Genomic DNA, 14,087 nt, shown 5'->3' on the forward strand with positions numbered 1-14,087 from the left:
GAACGGTTGGGCCTAGAGCGGGTTTACGTGAAATACCGGCAAGCACCGTGAACACGGGACAAAACCGGGATGGCCTATTGCTGGCGGAGATTAAAACCTGGGTCTTTACTCCCTGAATCGGTTCTAAGCCGATCCCTCAGGAGAAACAAATATGAGCATCGTTCGGACAGCATTACCCCTGATTCTGCTAACCAGCGTGTTGACTGGTTGTGCAGGTTTGCAGAAAACCGACTGGCCGACGTGCGCGGCGCTGGGCGGTGTGGTTGGCGCCGGTCTGGGCGCGACGGAAAGCGCGTCGTGGGCGGGTGGTGGCGCGTTGTTCGTTGGCGGCATGGCGGCAGCATATTGCTGGGTACATGGCGACGGTGACGAAGACGGCGATGGCGTGCCGGACAGCCGCGACAAGTGCCCGCATACACCTAAAGGCGTGCAGGTTGACGTCAACGGTTGCCCGCCACCACCACCGGTTCCGGTTGTGGAGGAAGTCGTGGTGGTCAAAGAGGAGACCATCGTCATTCGTGATGTGCACTTCCAGTTCAACTCCTCGAAACTGACCGCTGCGGATGAAGCCAAGCTTGAGACCATCGCCACTCGCCTGAAAAAAGAAGCACCGAGCGCCCGACTGAGCGTGACCGGGCATACCGACAGTGTGGGCCGTGATACCTACAACCAGAAACTGTCGGAACGACGCGCCCATTCGGTGGTGGATTACCTGATCCACGAAGGCGTGCCGCGCGCCAGCTTCGTTTCCGTCAAGGGTGCCGGTGAAAGCCAGCCTGTGGCCGACAACAAAACCGCAGACGGTCGGGCCATGAACCGCCGTACAGAAATCAAAATCGAGCGTTGAAAGTTCCCCGCAATCCGCGGCTTGTGCAGTCGCGGATGCGGGTCTTTACTCCTGTGTGACCGGTATGGGCCGGTAACACAGGAGCATTCACGATGAGAGTTCTCTCACAAGCCGCCTTACCGGTTCTGCTGCTTGGCAGTCTTCTGACAGGCTGCGCTACCCACAGCGATGGCACTGCCCCACTCAATCAACGTACCTGGCCGATCTGCAGCGTGATCGGCGGGCTGGTCGGTGGTGGCCTGGGCGCCATAGAAAGCGGTGGATGGGCGGCCGGTGGTGCTGCACTGGGTATCTTGACCGGTGGCTTGATCTGTTACGCCCAGGATGGTGATGAAGACGGTGACGGTGTGTTCGACCGCCGCGACCACTGCCCTGACACACCGGCCAATACCCCGGTGGACGACCGAGGCTGTCCGCTGCCGCAGTACCCGGCGACGGTCAAGCCGGCAGAACCTGTCGCACCGAGCACCGAGACCATTACCCTGAGTGATCAGGGCGCCGTGCTATTTGCCTTCGACTCTTCCGAACTGACCCCGGCCGCCAAAGAACAACTGATGGCGTTGATGGGCAAGTTGAGTAACGCCGATGTGGTCAGCATCAAGGTCATCGGCCACACCGACAGCAAAGGTTCGGATGCCTACAACCAGAAACTCTCCGAACGTCGCGCGAGCAGCGTGGCCGCGTTCTTGCTGAATCATGGCCTGGCGCCGAACAAGCTCACCAGCCAGGGCATGGGCGAAAGCCAGCCCGTGGCCGACAACGCCACCGAAGAAGGGCGGGCGAAGAACCGTCGGGTGGAGTTGGTGATCGGACGCTGAGCAAGGGCGGTCTGACCGGCGATCCTCGTCGAACCGGCCGCTAAACTACTGTTTCAAGAAGAATTTTCGTTGGCCTCTGGCGCAGGCCTTGTACAAGTCGGTACTGTGCGCGCAAAGAATAATTCTCAACGGGGGAGCGTATGAAGGTGTTTTGGGGGCTGGGGAAGTGTTTGACCCTGATGTTCTGGCTGGTAGTGCTGGTCAATCTGTTCAATCCGCTGATCAATCCATTTCATCTGCTGGTCAATCTGGCCGGTAGTTTGTTGCTGTTGACCCATGTGCTGGAGTTGCTGCTGTTCAACGGCAGCCTCAAGGGCCGGGCGCACCCGTGGCGTGACCGGTTACAGATTTTGCTGGTCGGCATGTTCCACCTCAATACCATTGCGGCTCCGGCCATTTCGGAGACCCCCCATGCGTAAACTTTGCCTGCTCGCCGCGTTGATCAGCCCCCTGGCGTCTGCCGAGGTTGTTACGGTGCAACCCAATTCGCTGATGCGCCTGCCCAATACCACCAGCACCTTGCAACTGGAGCGGCTGGAAGTGGCGGATTACGGCACGTTGCTGATCCCCTCCACCGTGACGGACGTTTCCGTCGGCCAATTGCGCCTGGGCCACGAGGCGCGGATCGCCATCGTGCCTGGTGAGCAAAGCCTGCAACTGAAAGTCGGCCATGCCGAACTGGCCAGCGGCAGTCAGATCACCTCTCGCGGTGCGCCGGGGACTTACCTCAAGGCAGCGCGTTCGGCCCGTAACCTCAACCTGCGGATCAGTTCGCTGAATGCGTCCGAGCTGTCGGTGGATGCGCGCGGCGGCGCGGGAGCCCCAGGGTATGTCGGCCTGGACGGGGCCAACGGTCAGGCGCCGGGGTGTACCTGGGGCGAGGCCGGTCGTGGCGCCGATGGTGACAACGGAGGCGACGGCCATGCCGGTGCTCCCGGTGCGCTGGTGCGGGTGGAGTTGCCGCGTGATTTCCCGAGTGAGCAGATCAAAGTGCTGGTCGATGGCGGCGCGGGCGGCGTGGCCGGAGCCGGTGGCAAACCGGGCGCGGGCGGCAAGTCCAAGGGCTGCTTCGTCTACCGCGCCGATGGCGGCAAAAGTGGCCGTGCTGGCACTGAAGGCCAGCCAGGGCCCGCTGGTGCGCCAGGTTCGGTGACGGTGCAGCGCCTGTAACAGGCGTTGAGCGTGAGCGTTCCCGGCCGAGCCCGGGAACGCTCGACTCAGAACATCGGCCGGGCCGACGCGATGGCCACCACCAACAACCCCAGCAATAGATTGATCCCGACCAGCCGACGAATGTTACCCAGCGTCGCCGCTCCGCTTGGCCAGTCTTCGGCCAGCACCGCTTTGCGCAGCTCCGGCAACTGCAATGCCTGAATGCGGATGAACAGCGCCGTCATCACCACATACAACCCCATCATGATCTGCACGTAGCGCGGCGCGGTTTCAAAGCCGCTGAAGCGCAGGTGAATCAGGCCGACGCCGCTGAGCGGCAACATCACCACCGCCACCCAGACCCAGACAAAAAAACGCTGAAACACTTCTACCCACAGCTTCAGGCGTGCCGGGCCTTCAAGTGCCTTCATGGCGGCGGGGCGCAGGACCATCCAGGCGAAAAACATGCCGCCGACCCAGATCAGGGCCGCCAGCACGTGAAGGGTATAAATGAGGGCGAAAGGTGTCATTGGGGTACTCCGTTCTGCGCGGGATTAATTAGCGGGGTATGATAGCGTTCGATCCGAACCACTGAAAATTTATCCAGCGTTTTTTGCGCCCGACAATCCATGATCAGCACCGAACTCAAAACCACGATCCAGGGCGCCTACTCGCGTTTTCTCGAAGCCAAGAGCCTCAAGCCGCGTTACGGCCAGCGCCTGATGATCGCCGAAGTGGCGAAAGTCCTGGGTGACATCGACACCGACGATGAAGGCCGGCGCAGTGGCGACCCCGCGGTCGTCGCGGTGGAAGCCGGCACCGGTACCGGGAAAACCGTGGCCTACAGCCTGGCCGCGATCCCGACCGCCAAGGCCGCCGGTAAACGCCTGGTGATCGCCACGGCGACCGTCGCCCTGCAGGAACAGATCGTCTACAAGGACCTGCCGGACCTGATGCGCAACAGCGGGCTGAATTTCAGCTTCGCGCTGGCCAAGGGCCGTGGCCGCTACCTGTGCCTGTCGAAACTCGACATGCTGTTGCAGGAAGGCCACGCACAAACCGCTACCGCCCAGTTGTTCGAAGAAGAAGGCTTCAAGATCGAGGTCGATGAAGCCAGCCAGAAGCTGTTCACCAGCATGATCGAAAAGCTTGCCGGCAATAAATGGGACGGCGACCGCGACAGCTGGTCCACCGCCCTGGAAGATGTCGACTGGGCGCGCCTGACCACCGATCACAGCCAGTGCACCAACCGCCATTGCCCGAACTTCGGCCAGTGCGCCTTTTATAAGGCCCGCGAAGGCATGGGCAAGGTTGACGTGATCGTCACCAACCACGACATGGTGCTGGCCGACCTGGCACTGGGCGGCGGCGCTGTTTTGCCGGACCCGCGTGACACGCTGTACGTGTTCGACGAAGGCCATCACCTGCCCGACAAGGCCATCGGCCATTTCGCCCACTACACGCGTCTGCGCTCCACGGCCGACTGGCTGGAGCAGACTGCCAAGAACCTCACCAAACTGTTGGCCCAGCACCCGCTGCCGGGCGACCTGGGCAAGTTGATCGAGCAGGTGCCGGAGCTGGCGCGCGAGATCAAGACCCAGCAGCAGTTCATGTTCAGCGCCTGCGAGCAGGTCGCCGACTTCAAGCCCGGCGAAGACGTCGAAGGCCGCGAGCGCCCACGTCACCGTTTCGAGGGCGGCGTCATTCCCGAGCACATGCGCGAGATGGGCATCGAACTCAAGAAAGGCTTTTCGCGCCTGAACGACCTGTTCACCCGGCTTACCGATCTGCTCAAGGAAGGCATGGACGGCGAGGTCAATATCGGCATCGCCAGCAACCAGGCCGAAGAGTGGTATCCGCTGTTCGGCAGCCTGCTGGCCCGTGCCTCGGGCAACTGGGAGCTGTGGACTGCGTTCACCGCCGAAGACCCGGAAGACAACCCGCCCATGGCGCGTTGGTTGACGCTGGCCGAAAGCGGCTCGCTGTTTGATATCGAGGTCAACGCCAGCCCGATCCTTGCGGCGGAAATGCTGCGGCGCAACCTGTGGAACGTGGCCTATGGCGCATTGGTCACCTCGGCGACCCTGACGGCCCTCGGCACGTTCGATCGTTTCCGCATGCGTGCCGGTCTGCCGAAAAAAGCCGTCACCGCCGTCGTCCCGAGCCCGTTCCATCATGCCGACGCCGGTGTGCTGCGGGTGCCGGACCTGCGTGCCGACCCACGGGACGCGCCGGCCCACACGGCCGCGATCATCCGCGACCTGCCGGCACTGGTCGAAGGTTCGCGCGGCACCCTGGTGCTGTTCTCTTCGCGCAAACAAATGCAGGACGTCTTCGATGGCCTCGACCGCGATTGGCGCAAGCAAGTGTTCATTCAAGGCAACTTGTCGAAACAGGAAACCCTGAACAAGCACAAGGCGCGGGTCGATGGCGGAGATTCCAGCGTGCTGTTCGGCCTGGCGAGTTTCGCCGAAGGGGTCGACTTGCCGGGCGCGTATTGCGAGCACGTGGTCATCGCCAAGATTCCATTCTCGGTGCCTGACGATCCGGTGGAAGCGGCATTGGCCGAATGGATCGAAGCCCGTGGCGGCAACCCGTTCATGGAAATCGCGGTGCCCGATGCCTCGCTCAAACTGGTCCAGGCCTGTGGCCGCTTGCTGCGCACCGAAGAAGACCGCGGGACCATCACCTTGCTCGACCGACGTCTGGTCACGCAACGCTACGGCAAAGCTATCCTCAATGCATTGCCGCCGTTCCGCCGGGAAATATCTTGAGACACGGTGGGCAGTTTTGCCCACCGCGTTGTCTATCCCCTGTCACTGATTTCACTCTGGCCCTAGGGAGAACCTGGTTCATATGATTCGCCGTTCGTTACCCGCCGTTTTTGCTCTGATGTTCGCCGCGCCGCTGCTGGCTGCGCCTGCTGGACAACAGACGCTGTTCAACTTTGTACGGCCCGCCGATGTGGTCCAGGTCGTGACCCAGGATGCCAGCCTGCCGCAATCCAATGCCGAGCAAACGGCTGAAGGCGAAGTGCTGCGTCGGGTGACGTTCAACCCCGTGGCGCAACCGAGCCTGCGCCTGACCCCGCAAACCGGTGCCTGGGACTGGTCGCAGTCGGGCGTCATGAGCCTGCGGGTCCAGAGCGCAATGAACTGGGCTGTGACTCTCTACGTGAAAATCCAGAGCAACGACGGCAAGACGCTGGTCAGCCGCATCGACCTCCCGGCCGGCCCCGCGCAAACCTTGCTGGTGCCGTTGACTGCGAGTTCGCCGTTGAGCCAGGGCATGAAAGCCGGCCCGCCGATGCCGATAACGTTTGAAGGTCAGCGCGTGCTGCTCGCCAGCAGCGCCGGTGAACTGGACCGTGGCCAAGTGGTGTCGGTCACGCTGTCGATGGATCAGCCGAAAGTCGCCCAGAGCATCCTGCTTGAGCGCTTTGGCGTCCAGGACGGTGAGGCGGTGATCAAGGCTGCCTACTCGTCCCTGGTGGACACTTATGGCCAGTCGACCCGTGCCCGCTGGCCGGAAAAAGTCGCCAGCGATGAACAGCTCAAGTCCGCTGGCGGCAAAGAGCAGCAGCAACTCAAAACCTGGCTGGCCGCCCGTGAGCAGATGTCTCTGGACACCTACGGTGGCTGGAACAAAGGCCCGGCGTTCAAGGCAAGTGGTTTCTTCCGCACCGAAAAACGCGACGGTCGCTGGTACCTGGTGACCCCGCAAGGTCATCCGTTCTATTCGCTGGGCGTCAACACCATTGCCCCGAACACCAGCCAGACGTATGTCGCAGGGCGCGAATGGATGTTCGACGCACTGCCCAAAGACGGCGAGCCACTGGCCAGCTATTACGGTGACGGCGACAACCGCAGCGGCAACGGCGCCGATCAGGGGCGGGCCTTCAATGCCGGCCGCTGGTTTGACTTCTATGGGGCCAACCTGCAACGCGCCTACGGCCAACCGTGTGTGCCGGGCAGCGAAACCCAAGCCGCAACGGCCAAGGTTGACGCCAAGGAAACCCAAGCCGAAAAAACCGCCGAGGCGGCCCCGTGCGCAGCGCCGACCTTTGACGAAAAACGTTGGGTTGGTCACACCCTCGACCGTCTGCAAGCCTGGGGTTTCAACACCCTCGGCAACTGGAGCGCCCCGGCGCTGGGCCTGAGCAATCGCGTGCCGTACACCTTGCCGCTGTCGATTGTCGGCGACTACGCCAGCATCAGCACCGGTACTGACTGGTGGGGTGGCATGCCCGATCCGTTCGATCCACGCTTTGCCATGGCCACCGAGCGTGCCGTGGCCATTGCCGCTCGCGATCATCGTGATGACCCATGGCTGGTGGGCTATTTCGCCGATAACGAACTGGCCTGGGCCGGTCCCGGCGATGACCCGAAAGCCCGTTACGCGCTGGCTTACGGCACCTTGAGAATGACCACCGACGTTCCGGCCAAACGGGCGTTCCTCAAGCAACTGCGCGACAAGTACCGCAACCAGGCCGGCCTGTCGAAAGCCTGGGGCATCGACCTGCCGGCCTGGGAGTTGATGGAAGACCCGGGCTTCGTGCCGCCGTTGCCGAGCGCCGAACACCCGGAAATCGAAGCGGATTTCAAATACTTCCAGAAGGTCTTCGCCGACACGTACTTCAAGACCATCTCCGACTCGTTGAAGTGGCACGCGCCGAATCACCTGCTGCTCGGTGGTCGGTTTGCCGTCAGCACGCCGGAAGCGGTTGCCTCCTGCGCCCAGTATTGCGACGTGTTGAGCTTCAACATGTACACCCTCAAGCCGCAGGACGGTTACGACTTCAGCGTCTTGAAGTCGCTGGACAAACCAGTGCTGATTACCGAGTTCAACTTCGGCTCGCGTGACCGTGGCCCGTTCTGGGGCGGTGTGACCGAACTGGCGAAGGAAGAAGATCGCGGCCCGGCTTATGCCGCCTTCCTCAAGCAAGCGGTGAGCGAACCGTCGATCGTCGGCGTGCACTGGTTCCAGTACCTCGACCAACCGGTGACCGGTCGTCTGCTGGATGGCGAGAACGGTCACTTCGGGCTGGTGGGGATCACCGATCTGCCGTTCCAGGGGTTTGTCGACAGCGTGCGCAAGAGCAACTTGCTGGCGGTGGATCAGCTCGGTAAAGAAGCCGAGAAGGCCAAGGCCCTGGCAGATAAAACCAGTCACGAAGCCGAGAACGGCAGAAAGGACGCAGCCGGCAAAGGTGCGGGGCAGGGCGCTGGTCACGCGGGTGGGCATTCTGGCAATGGTCATTAAGGCCTGAGACCTTGTCATCGTTTTTCGCGGGCAAGTCGGATCGCGAAGGCGTGCGCAAAGACAGCCTGAATTGCTGATCCGATCCATGGGCAATCGACCGCCCAGCCTGCCCCTGTTCCCAAATCCCTCAAGGGCTGGAACAATGCGGGCCACTTTGTAGAGCGTTTATCCGGGGGGAGTTGCGGGTGCAGATTCAGGGTTATTACGAGCTTAAGTTCGAAGCTGTGCGCGAAGCGTTCGCGGCGCTTTTCGAGGATACCCAGGAACGCGGCGCTGCGTTGTGCATCCAGGTCGGTGGCGAAACCGTCCTCGACCTCTGGGCCGGCACGGCCGACAAGGACGGCCGCGAAGCCTGGCACAGCGACACCATCGCCAATCTGTTCTCCTGCACCAAGACCTTTACCGCGGTGACCGCCCTGCAACTGGTGGCCGAGGGCAAACTGGCGCTGGATGCGCCAGTGGCTCGCTATTGGCCGGAGTTCGCAGCGGCGGGCAAAGGGGCCATCACCCTGCGTCAGTTGCTTTGCCATCAGGCCGGTCTGCCGGCGTTGCGTGAGTTACTCCCCCCCGAAGCCCTTTACGACTGGCAGACCATGGTTGACGCGCTGGCCGCTGAAACCCCGTGGTGGACGCCAGGTGAAGGCCATGGTTATGCGGCGATCACCTATGGCTGGCTGATCGGGGAGCTGTTGCGCCGTGCCGATGGCCGCGGGCCGGGCGAATCCATCGTGGCCCGCGTAGCACGACCGCTGGGGCTGGATTTCCATGTCGGGCTGGCGGATGAAGAGTTTGATCGGGTGGCGCACATTGCACGCGGCAAGGGCAATGTCGGGGATGCGGCGGCGCAGCGCCTGTTGCAAGTGACCCTGCGTGAGCCGACGGCGATGACCACACGGGCATTCACCAATCCGCCGTCTATCATGACTAGCACCAACAAACCGCAATGGCGGCGCATGCAGCAACCGGCAGCAAATGGCCATGGCAATGCACGCAGCCTGGCCGGGTTCTACAGCGGTCTGCTGGATGGCAGCCTGCTGGAAAGTGAAATGCTCCAGGAATTGACTCGCGAACACAGCCTGGGCGAAGACAAGACATTGCTGACCCGGACCCGATTTGGCCTGGGTTGCATGCTCGATCAACCGGACGTATCCAACGCGACCTTCGGCCTCGGCCCTCGGGCGTTCGGGCATCCGGGGGCGGGTGGCTCCGTTGGTTTTGCTGATCCGGAATACGATGTGGCTTTCGGTTTTGTAACCAATACTCTAGGGCCGTACGTGTTGATGGACCCGCGCGCGCAGAAGCTTGTGCGGGTTTTGGCGGATTGCCTGTAAAAGGGTTGCTCAATGGCATTTTTTTGATAAAACATGCCCTGCGTCACAGCACGGAACCCTGTGGCTTTTAAAGTTTCAAAGCGTCTGTTTATACGGGTCGCAGCGACCCACAGCTTCTTATCTCATTTTGTGGATATCCCATGTCACCGAACAAATCTCTAGCCTTGGCACTGTGTCTCAGCATTACCGGTTGCGCACAGACCCCACAAAATGATGCTGACGGTGGCCATTGGTGGTCATTCGGTTCAGGTTCCGACAAGGTTGCGGACAAAACCGCCGCCAAGCCTGACGTTAAACCGGATGCCAAGCCAGACGCCAAGACGCAAGCCAAAACCGCCAATGCGCCAGCTCCTGCGCCTGCCAACACGGCGGCCAGCAAAGGCAAACCAGCCACCGCTGCAGTAGCGCCGACACCGGCACCTGCTGCTCCGGCAGCCACCCCGGTCCCGGTTGCCAAGGCTCAGGACACAGGCAGCAGCTGGTGGCCGTTCTCTTCCAAAGAGACCCCGGCAAAAGCGCCGGTCACTGACACCAAAGCCGTAGCGCCTGTTGCGGCCGTTGCTGCAACCCCTGCCGCCGCGGCGGCCAAAGCCGATGCCGAGAGCAAGTGGTGGTGGCCGTTTGGCAGCGAATCAAAGGCTGAGGCCAAGGCTCAGGTCCAAAGCGTGCCGATGCCTGATCCGAAGATCACCCAAGCCTGGCTGGACGACTACGAGCCGCGTCTGCGGGTCGCCGTCAAGGACAGCCGCTTGCAGGTAGAGCGTCGCGAGAACGTGCTGGTGGTGGTCGTGCCGGTGGATGACTCCTTTAACCCGAAACGCCCGGCCATGTTGCTGCCATCGACCCTGGGCCCATTCACCCGGATCGCCAAGCTGGTTGAAACCGACACCAAAACCTCTGTGTTGGTACTCGGTCACGGCGACGCCACGGGTACCGCGCCTGCAACTCAGGCGCTGAGCAAGGAACGTGCGACTTCCGTCGCGTCGATCTTCAGCCTCGGTGGCTTGAAGCGTGATCGCCTGATGTTGCGGGGCATGGGTGACCTGATGCCACGTGCCGCGAACGACAGCAACCAGGGCCGCGCCTTGAACCGTCGTGTGGAAATCATGCTGACCCAGCGCACCACGATGCTGGCGTTGCTGAGCAAGTACAGCCAGCCGACACCACCAGCGGCAGAAATGGTCGCGGTGCAGGACGTCAAGCCTGCCACAGCCGTACTGGCCGAGAAGAAGGCGACCCCGGCGAAGAAATCCACGACGGCGAAAAAAGCGGCTCCGGCGAAGAAAGCCGCGCCAGCCAAAAAAGCCACCGCCAAAACCGCAGCCCCGGCCAAGAAACCGGTTGTGGCCAAAGCCGATTCAGCGGGCAAGACCGCCAGCGGTCAGTAATCAGGCACGGAACTGACGGATCAAGCATAAGGAAAACGCCATGACCCAGTCGTTGGCTGATATGCGTCGCGACTACACCCGCGATGGTTTGACCGAGGCTCAGGCCCCGGTCGAGCCATTCGCGCTGTTTCATCAGTGGTTCGCTGACGCGGTGAAAACCGAGCAACCGCCGGTCGAGGCCAATGCCATGACCCTGGCCACGGTTGATGAGGACGGTCGCCCGCATTGCCGAATCCTGTTGCTCAAGGGGCTCGACGAGCAGGGCTTCACCTTCTTCACCAACTACGAAAGCGCCAAGGGCCAGCAACTGGCGGCCCGGCCGTTTGCGGCCATGACCTTCTTCTGGCCGACCCTGGAGCGCCAGGTGCGGATTGAAGGACGGGTAGTGAAGGTGACGCCACAGGAGTCGGACGCTTATTTCCAGGTTCGACCGCTGGGCAGTCGACTGGGGGCCTGGGCCTCACCGCAGAGCCAGGTGATTGCCGATCGGGCTGAGCTGGAAGGTTTGCTCAAGGTCACCGAGCAGCGTTTCAGCGACAACCAGCCCGATTGCCCGGAACACTGGGGCGGTTATCGCTTGCTGCCGGAGCGCATCGAGTTCTGGCAAGGTCGTGCGAGCCGTTTGCATGACCGTTTGAACTACCGTTTGCAGGGCGCTGACTGGAGTCGTGAGCGCCTGGCACCTTAAACCGATCAGCGGGCCGGGTAGGTGGCAGCAGCTGCCTCCAGCCAGTGAGCGAGGTCCCGGCGCTTGATTTTTTGCTGCCGGGCACGCTCCAACTGTTGCAGCATGAAGGCTTTTTTATGTTCGTCATTGCCAGCCAGGGCCAACGCCAGGTCGCGGTCCATCCAGCGTTTGATCCGCACGTACAGCCATCCGTGGAAGTACAGTCCGGCAACGGTGGTGACGACAATGATGAAGTAATCCATGGGAATCCTTGGGCTGCGCAGGCGTTTGAATGTGGCGCTACGGTGTGATGAATGTTCATGTGCGACTGTACTGCGCCTGAATGAAACCAATTTTATCCGGGCGGTGCCGTGACAGGCGTCAAGCTGCGGAGTTTAATGAATACCTGTCCTTTGGAGTTGATCCTATGCGTAAGTCTGTTCTGTTGATTGCTTCTTTCACCACGATGGCGGCGTTGCTCAGTGGCTGCCAATCCAGCCTGACCGGCGACTCTTACTCCCGTGACGAAGCACGTCGCGTGCAGCAGATTCGTATGGGCACTATCGAATCCCTGCGCCCAGTGAAAATCGAAGGCACCAAAACCCCGATCGGCGGTGCAGCCGGCGCGGTGGTGGGTGGTGTCGGCGGTTCCGCCATTGGCGGCGGTCGCGGCAGTATCGTTACCGCAGTGATAGGCGCGGTGGCCGGCGGGCTGATCGGTTCGGCTGCCGAAGAAGGCCTGACCCGTACCCAGGGTGTGGAAATCACCGTTCGCGAAGACGACGGCGGCATCCGCGCCTACGTCCAGCAAGTTCAGGAAAACGAAGTGTTCCGTGTGGGCGAGCGCGTTCGCATCTCCACCGTCGGTGGCACCAGCCGCGTTTCGCACTGAGTTTTTTTGCGGTAAACAAAACCCCGATCAGGTGAGCTGGTCGGGGTTTTTTTCAATTTAGTCAGCTAAATATTGCAGTTGAGCTGATGTGGCCAGACTGAAATGTAGATTGTCCTAGTCAGTATTTTCGCGACAGCTGGAGCTTAGGAGCTTGGTTTTTCATTGTGCTGCTCGAGTTCCAATAAAGTACTCCAGCCCATCCGGGAACTCGATATTGAGCAATCTGGCGATCTGCAATATTTGGCTACTTGTTAGTTCGAGTTCTCCAGGCTCGATTTCATCAAGAGATTTTGACTCGGTCAATTGAGCCAGCTTCTGGTTTAACCCGTAATCTTTAACATGCAGCTCAAACTGCAAGGAGTCATCCTGCTGCTCGTCAGGATAAAATCCTGTGATTGATAGGTAGCGCATGGTTATCTTCTCTTGGTTCACTTCGGGGTGGTTCTACCCGGTTTTGCTATTTTTGTTTGTTCGCCTGTTAAGTGGTTGAACTCTCCTAGATGTTTTCCTAATTTATCGTACTTTTCGACGGCTCCACTCTTCGAGTCCCATTCGTATATCCGTCCTTTGCGGTCTACCCACCGAGCTCTTTTTTTACCTCCTCCTTGAACTGAAGCTTTTGACTTCACCCTTGAGGCATCGGGAAATGCGGGGAGTAACTCGGGATCATCGTAGTATTTGTGATCCCCAGGCATGCTAACCACAATATAAACCGGCAGCACCCCGGAATCCGCCGGAAACACAAGAATGAAATCCTTGTACTCAGGTGGATAAATCGGGTCGACGATGATGCTGTCAGCCGCTTTCGTCGGCGGGTAGACCCAGATATGCGGTGCTTGTGGTGCGGCCTCCAGCGCGGGAATGCCGAGGACGTCGGAGCCGTCCTCGGCCGGTGTCCAGATCAGCTCGATGCCATCCCCGAGATCAGCCACCTGTTGACTGCCACGTGATGTGAACTGAACGACATCCACCATCTCCCAGTCACGATTTTTGCCGGTGTAGAAGCCGTAACCCTTGAGGCTGCCGTCGCTTTGTTGCTCGACGTGCAGGCGAACACGGGTGCGGGCCTGTTTGAGGTCGCGAAGCTGCTCTTGGGTGTAGAGCGAGCTGTCGCCCAGCGAGGATGACCAGAACAGTGTGACCAACCAGCCCAGTGCTCCGGCAGCTACGCCGACAACGACGCTGGCAGAGGGCAGCGTTACGGTGCCCAGGGCCGCCCCTCCAAGGGCCAGGCCGCCAATGCCGACAGGTATCGCACTTCCACTGATGGTCTTCAGTTGTACCAGGCCGGATTCATCGGCTTCACGGGCACCCAAAAGAAGCAGATCGCCGTAGTCTTTCAGCGCATCCGTGGGGATGGCACCGGAAGGATTCGAGTAATCGATGATGGCGTCTGGCAGCTTGCAGGATTTGGCGAATACACAGCCAGCCCGAGGCGCAGGGCTGTTTTTAGCGAACACCTGGCGATGCCTTTCGAAGGCAGCCTGCCTTGCGAGCATGTCGTCGTAGGATTTTTGCCTGTCGGCACGCTCGGCCAGCTCGCTGGCCGTCATGTACCGATGGGTGATGTGGTGCCCATCGCCTGACGGCGGGTTGGGAACCTTGGGAACGTCCTTGTTGCCAGCCACTGATTAGCCTGCTCTGTTCGTCAATCGGCAGCCCCCGGAGGGGCTGCGCGACGTTATCGAACGTGGCTAATCGTGGATGTAGGACGGGTCTTGAATGTACCT

14 protein-coding genes are annotated in these 14,087 nt (G+C 60.9%); 10 read left to right on the top strand and 4 right to left on the bottom strand.

The window, feature by feature from the left end; genetic code table 11:
• Positions 1 to 151: 151 nt before the first annotated feature.
• From AABM54_RS06585 to AABM54_RS06600, 4 genes are all read left to right on the top strand, one after another.
• Positions 152 to 847, top strand: coding sequence for an OmpA family protein (locus AABM54_RS06585; protein WP_347904483.1), 696 nt, complete (start codon positions 152 to 154; stop codon positions 845 to 847).
• A gap of 92 nt (positions 848 to 939) precedes the next feature.
• The gene (locus tag AABM54_RS06590; RefSeq protein WP_347904484.1) at positions 940 to 1,665 is read left to right on the top strand and encodes an OmpA family protein; all 726 of its coding nucleotides are present in this window, start codon (positions 940 to 942) and stop codon (positions 1,663 to 1,665) included.
• Positions 1,666 to 1,805: 140 nt separating this feature from the next.
• Positions 1,806 to 2,084, top strand: a complete 279-nt coding sequence (locus AABM54_RS06595; RefSeq protein ID WP_347904485.1) for a DUF1145 domain-containing protein — start codon at positions 1,806 to 1,808, stop codon at positions 2,082 to 2,084.
• A complete protein-coding gene (locus tag AABM54_RS06600) occupies positions 2,077 to 2,835 on the top strand; it encodes a collagen-like protein (protein WP_347904486.1) in 759 nt (252 codons plus the stop codon). Before AABM54_RS06595 ends, AABM54_RS06600 begins: the two co-directional genes overlap by 8 nt.
• 47 nt (positions 2,836 to 2,882) lie before the next feature.
• Here the strand turns inward: AABM54_RS06600 and AABM54_RS06605 are convergent, their stop codons facing one another.
• The gene (locus tag AABM54_RS06605) at positions 2,883 to 3,347 is read right to left on the bottom strand and encodes a CopD family protein (protein ID WP_347904487.1); all 465 of its coding nucleotides are present in this window, start codon (positions 3,345 to 3,347) and stop codon (positions 2,883 to 2,885) included.
• A 99-nt stretch (positions 3,348 to 3,446) separates the two neighbouring features.
• On the opposite strand from AABM54_RS06605, the gene dinG reads away from it, so the two are divergent.
• The 5 genes from dinG to pdxH all read left to right on the top strand — a co-directional run bounded on the left by dinG (position 3,447) and on the right by pdxH (position 11,486).
• The gene (gene dinG / locus AABM54_RS06610) at positions 3,447 to 5,591 is read left to right on the top strand and encodes an ATP-dependent DNA helicase DinG (protein ID WP_347904488.1); all 2,145 of its coding nucleotides are present in this window, start codon (positions 3,447 to 3,449) and stop codon (positions 5,589 to 5,591) included.
• 82 nt (positions 5,592 to 5,673) lie between these two features.
• Positions 5,674 to 8,079 carry a beta-agarase gene (locus AABM54_RS06615; protein ID WP_347904489.1) on the top strand — a complete coding sequence of 802 codons (2,406 nt, stop codon included), beginning with the start codon at positions 5,674 to 5,676 and terminating at the stop codon, positions 8,077 to 8,079.
• 185 nt (positions 8,080 to 8,264) lie between these two features.
• Positions 8,265 to 9,410, top strand: a complete 1,146-nt coding sequence (locus AABM54_RS06620) for a serine hydrolase domain-containing protein (protein WP_347904490.1) — start codon at positions 8,265 to 8,267, stop codon at positions 9,408 to 9,410.
• Between the two features lie 140 nt (positions 9,411 to 9,550).
• Entirely contained in the window at positions 9,551 to 10,798 is a 1,248-nt protein-coding gene (locus tag AABM54_RS06625) for an OmpA family protein (protein ID WP_347904491.1), read from the top strand.
• Positions 10,799 to 10,838: 40 nt separating this feature from the next.
• Positions 10,839 to 11,486 (top strand): pyridoxamine 5'-phosphate oxidase, encoded by a 648-nt coding sequence (gene pdxH / locus AABM54_RS06630; protein WP_347904492.1) that lies wholly within the window; start codon positions 10,839 to 10,841, stop codon positions 11,484 to 11,486.
• Positions 11,487 to 11,491: 5 nt separating this feature from the next.
• Here the strand turns inward: pdxH and AABM54_RS06635 are convergent, their stop codons facing one another.
• Entirely contained in the window at positions 11,492 to 11,728 is a 237-nt protein-coding gene (locus AABM54_RS06635; protein WP_347904493.1) for a hypothetical protein, read from the bottom strand.
• Between the two features lie 164 nt (positions 11,729 to 11,892).
• On the opposite strand from AABM54_RS06635, the gene AABM54_RS06640 reads away from it, so the two are divergent.
• Positions 11,893 to 12,357 (top strand): glycine zipper 2TM domain-containing protein, encoded by a 465-nt coding sequence (locus tag AABM54_RS06640; protein ID WP_347904494.1) that lies wholly within the window; start codon positions 11,893 to 11,895, stop codon positions 12,355 to 12,357.
• 159 nt (positions 12,358 to 12,516) lie between these two features.
• On the opposite strand, the gene AABM54_RS06645 is transcribed toward AABM54_RS06640, so the two are convergent.
• Both AABM54_RS06645 and AABM54_RS06650 read right to left on the bottom strand, forming a co-directional pair.
• Positions 12,517 to 12,768 carry a pyocin S6 family toxin immunity protein gene (locus AABM54_RS06645; protein WP_347904495.1) on the bottom strand — a complete coding sequence of 84 codons (252 nt, stop codon included), beginning with the start codon at positions 12,766 to 12,768 and terminating at the stop codon, positions 12,517 to 12,519.
• 17 nt (positions 12,769 to 12,785) lie between these two features.
• Positions 12,786 to 13,985, bottom strand: coding sequence for an S-type pyocin domain-containing protein (locus AABM54_RS06650; protein WP_347904496.1), 1,200 nt, complete (start codon positions 13,983 to 13,985; stop codon positions 12,786 to 12,788).
• Positions 13,986 to 14,087 lie beyond the last annotated feature (102 nt).

The organism is Pseudomonas purpurea (assembly GCF_039908635.1).
GTDB classification, from domain to species: Bacteria; Pseudomonadota; Gammaproteobacteria; order Pseudomonadales; family Pseudomonadaceae; genus Aquipseudomonas; species Aquipseudomonas purpurea.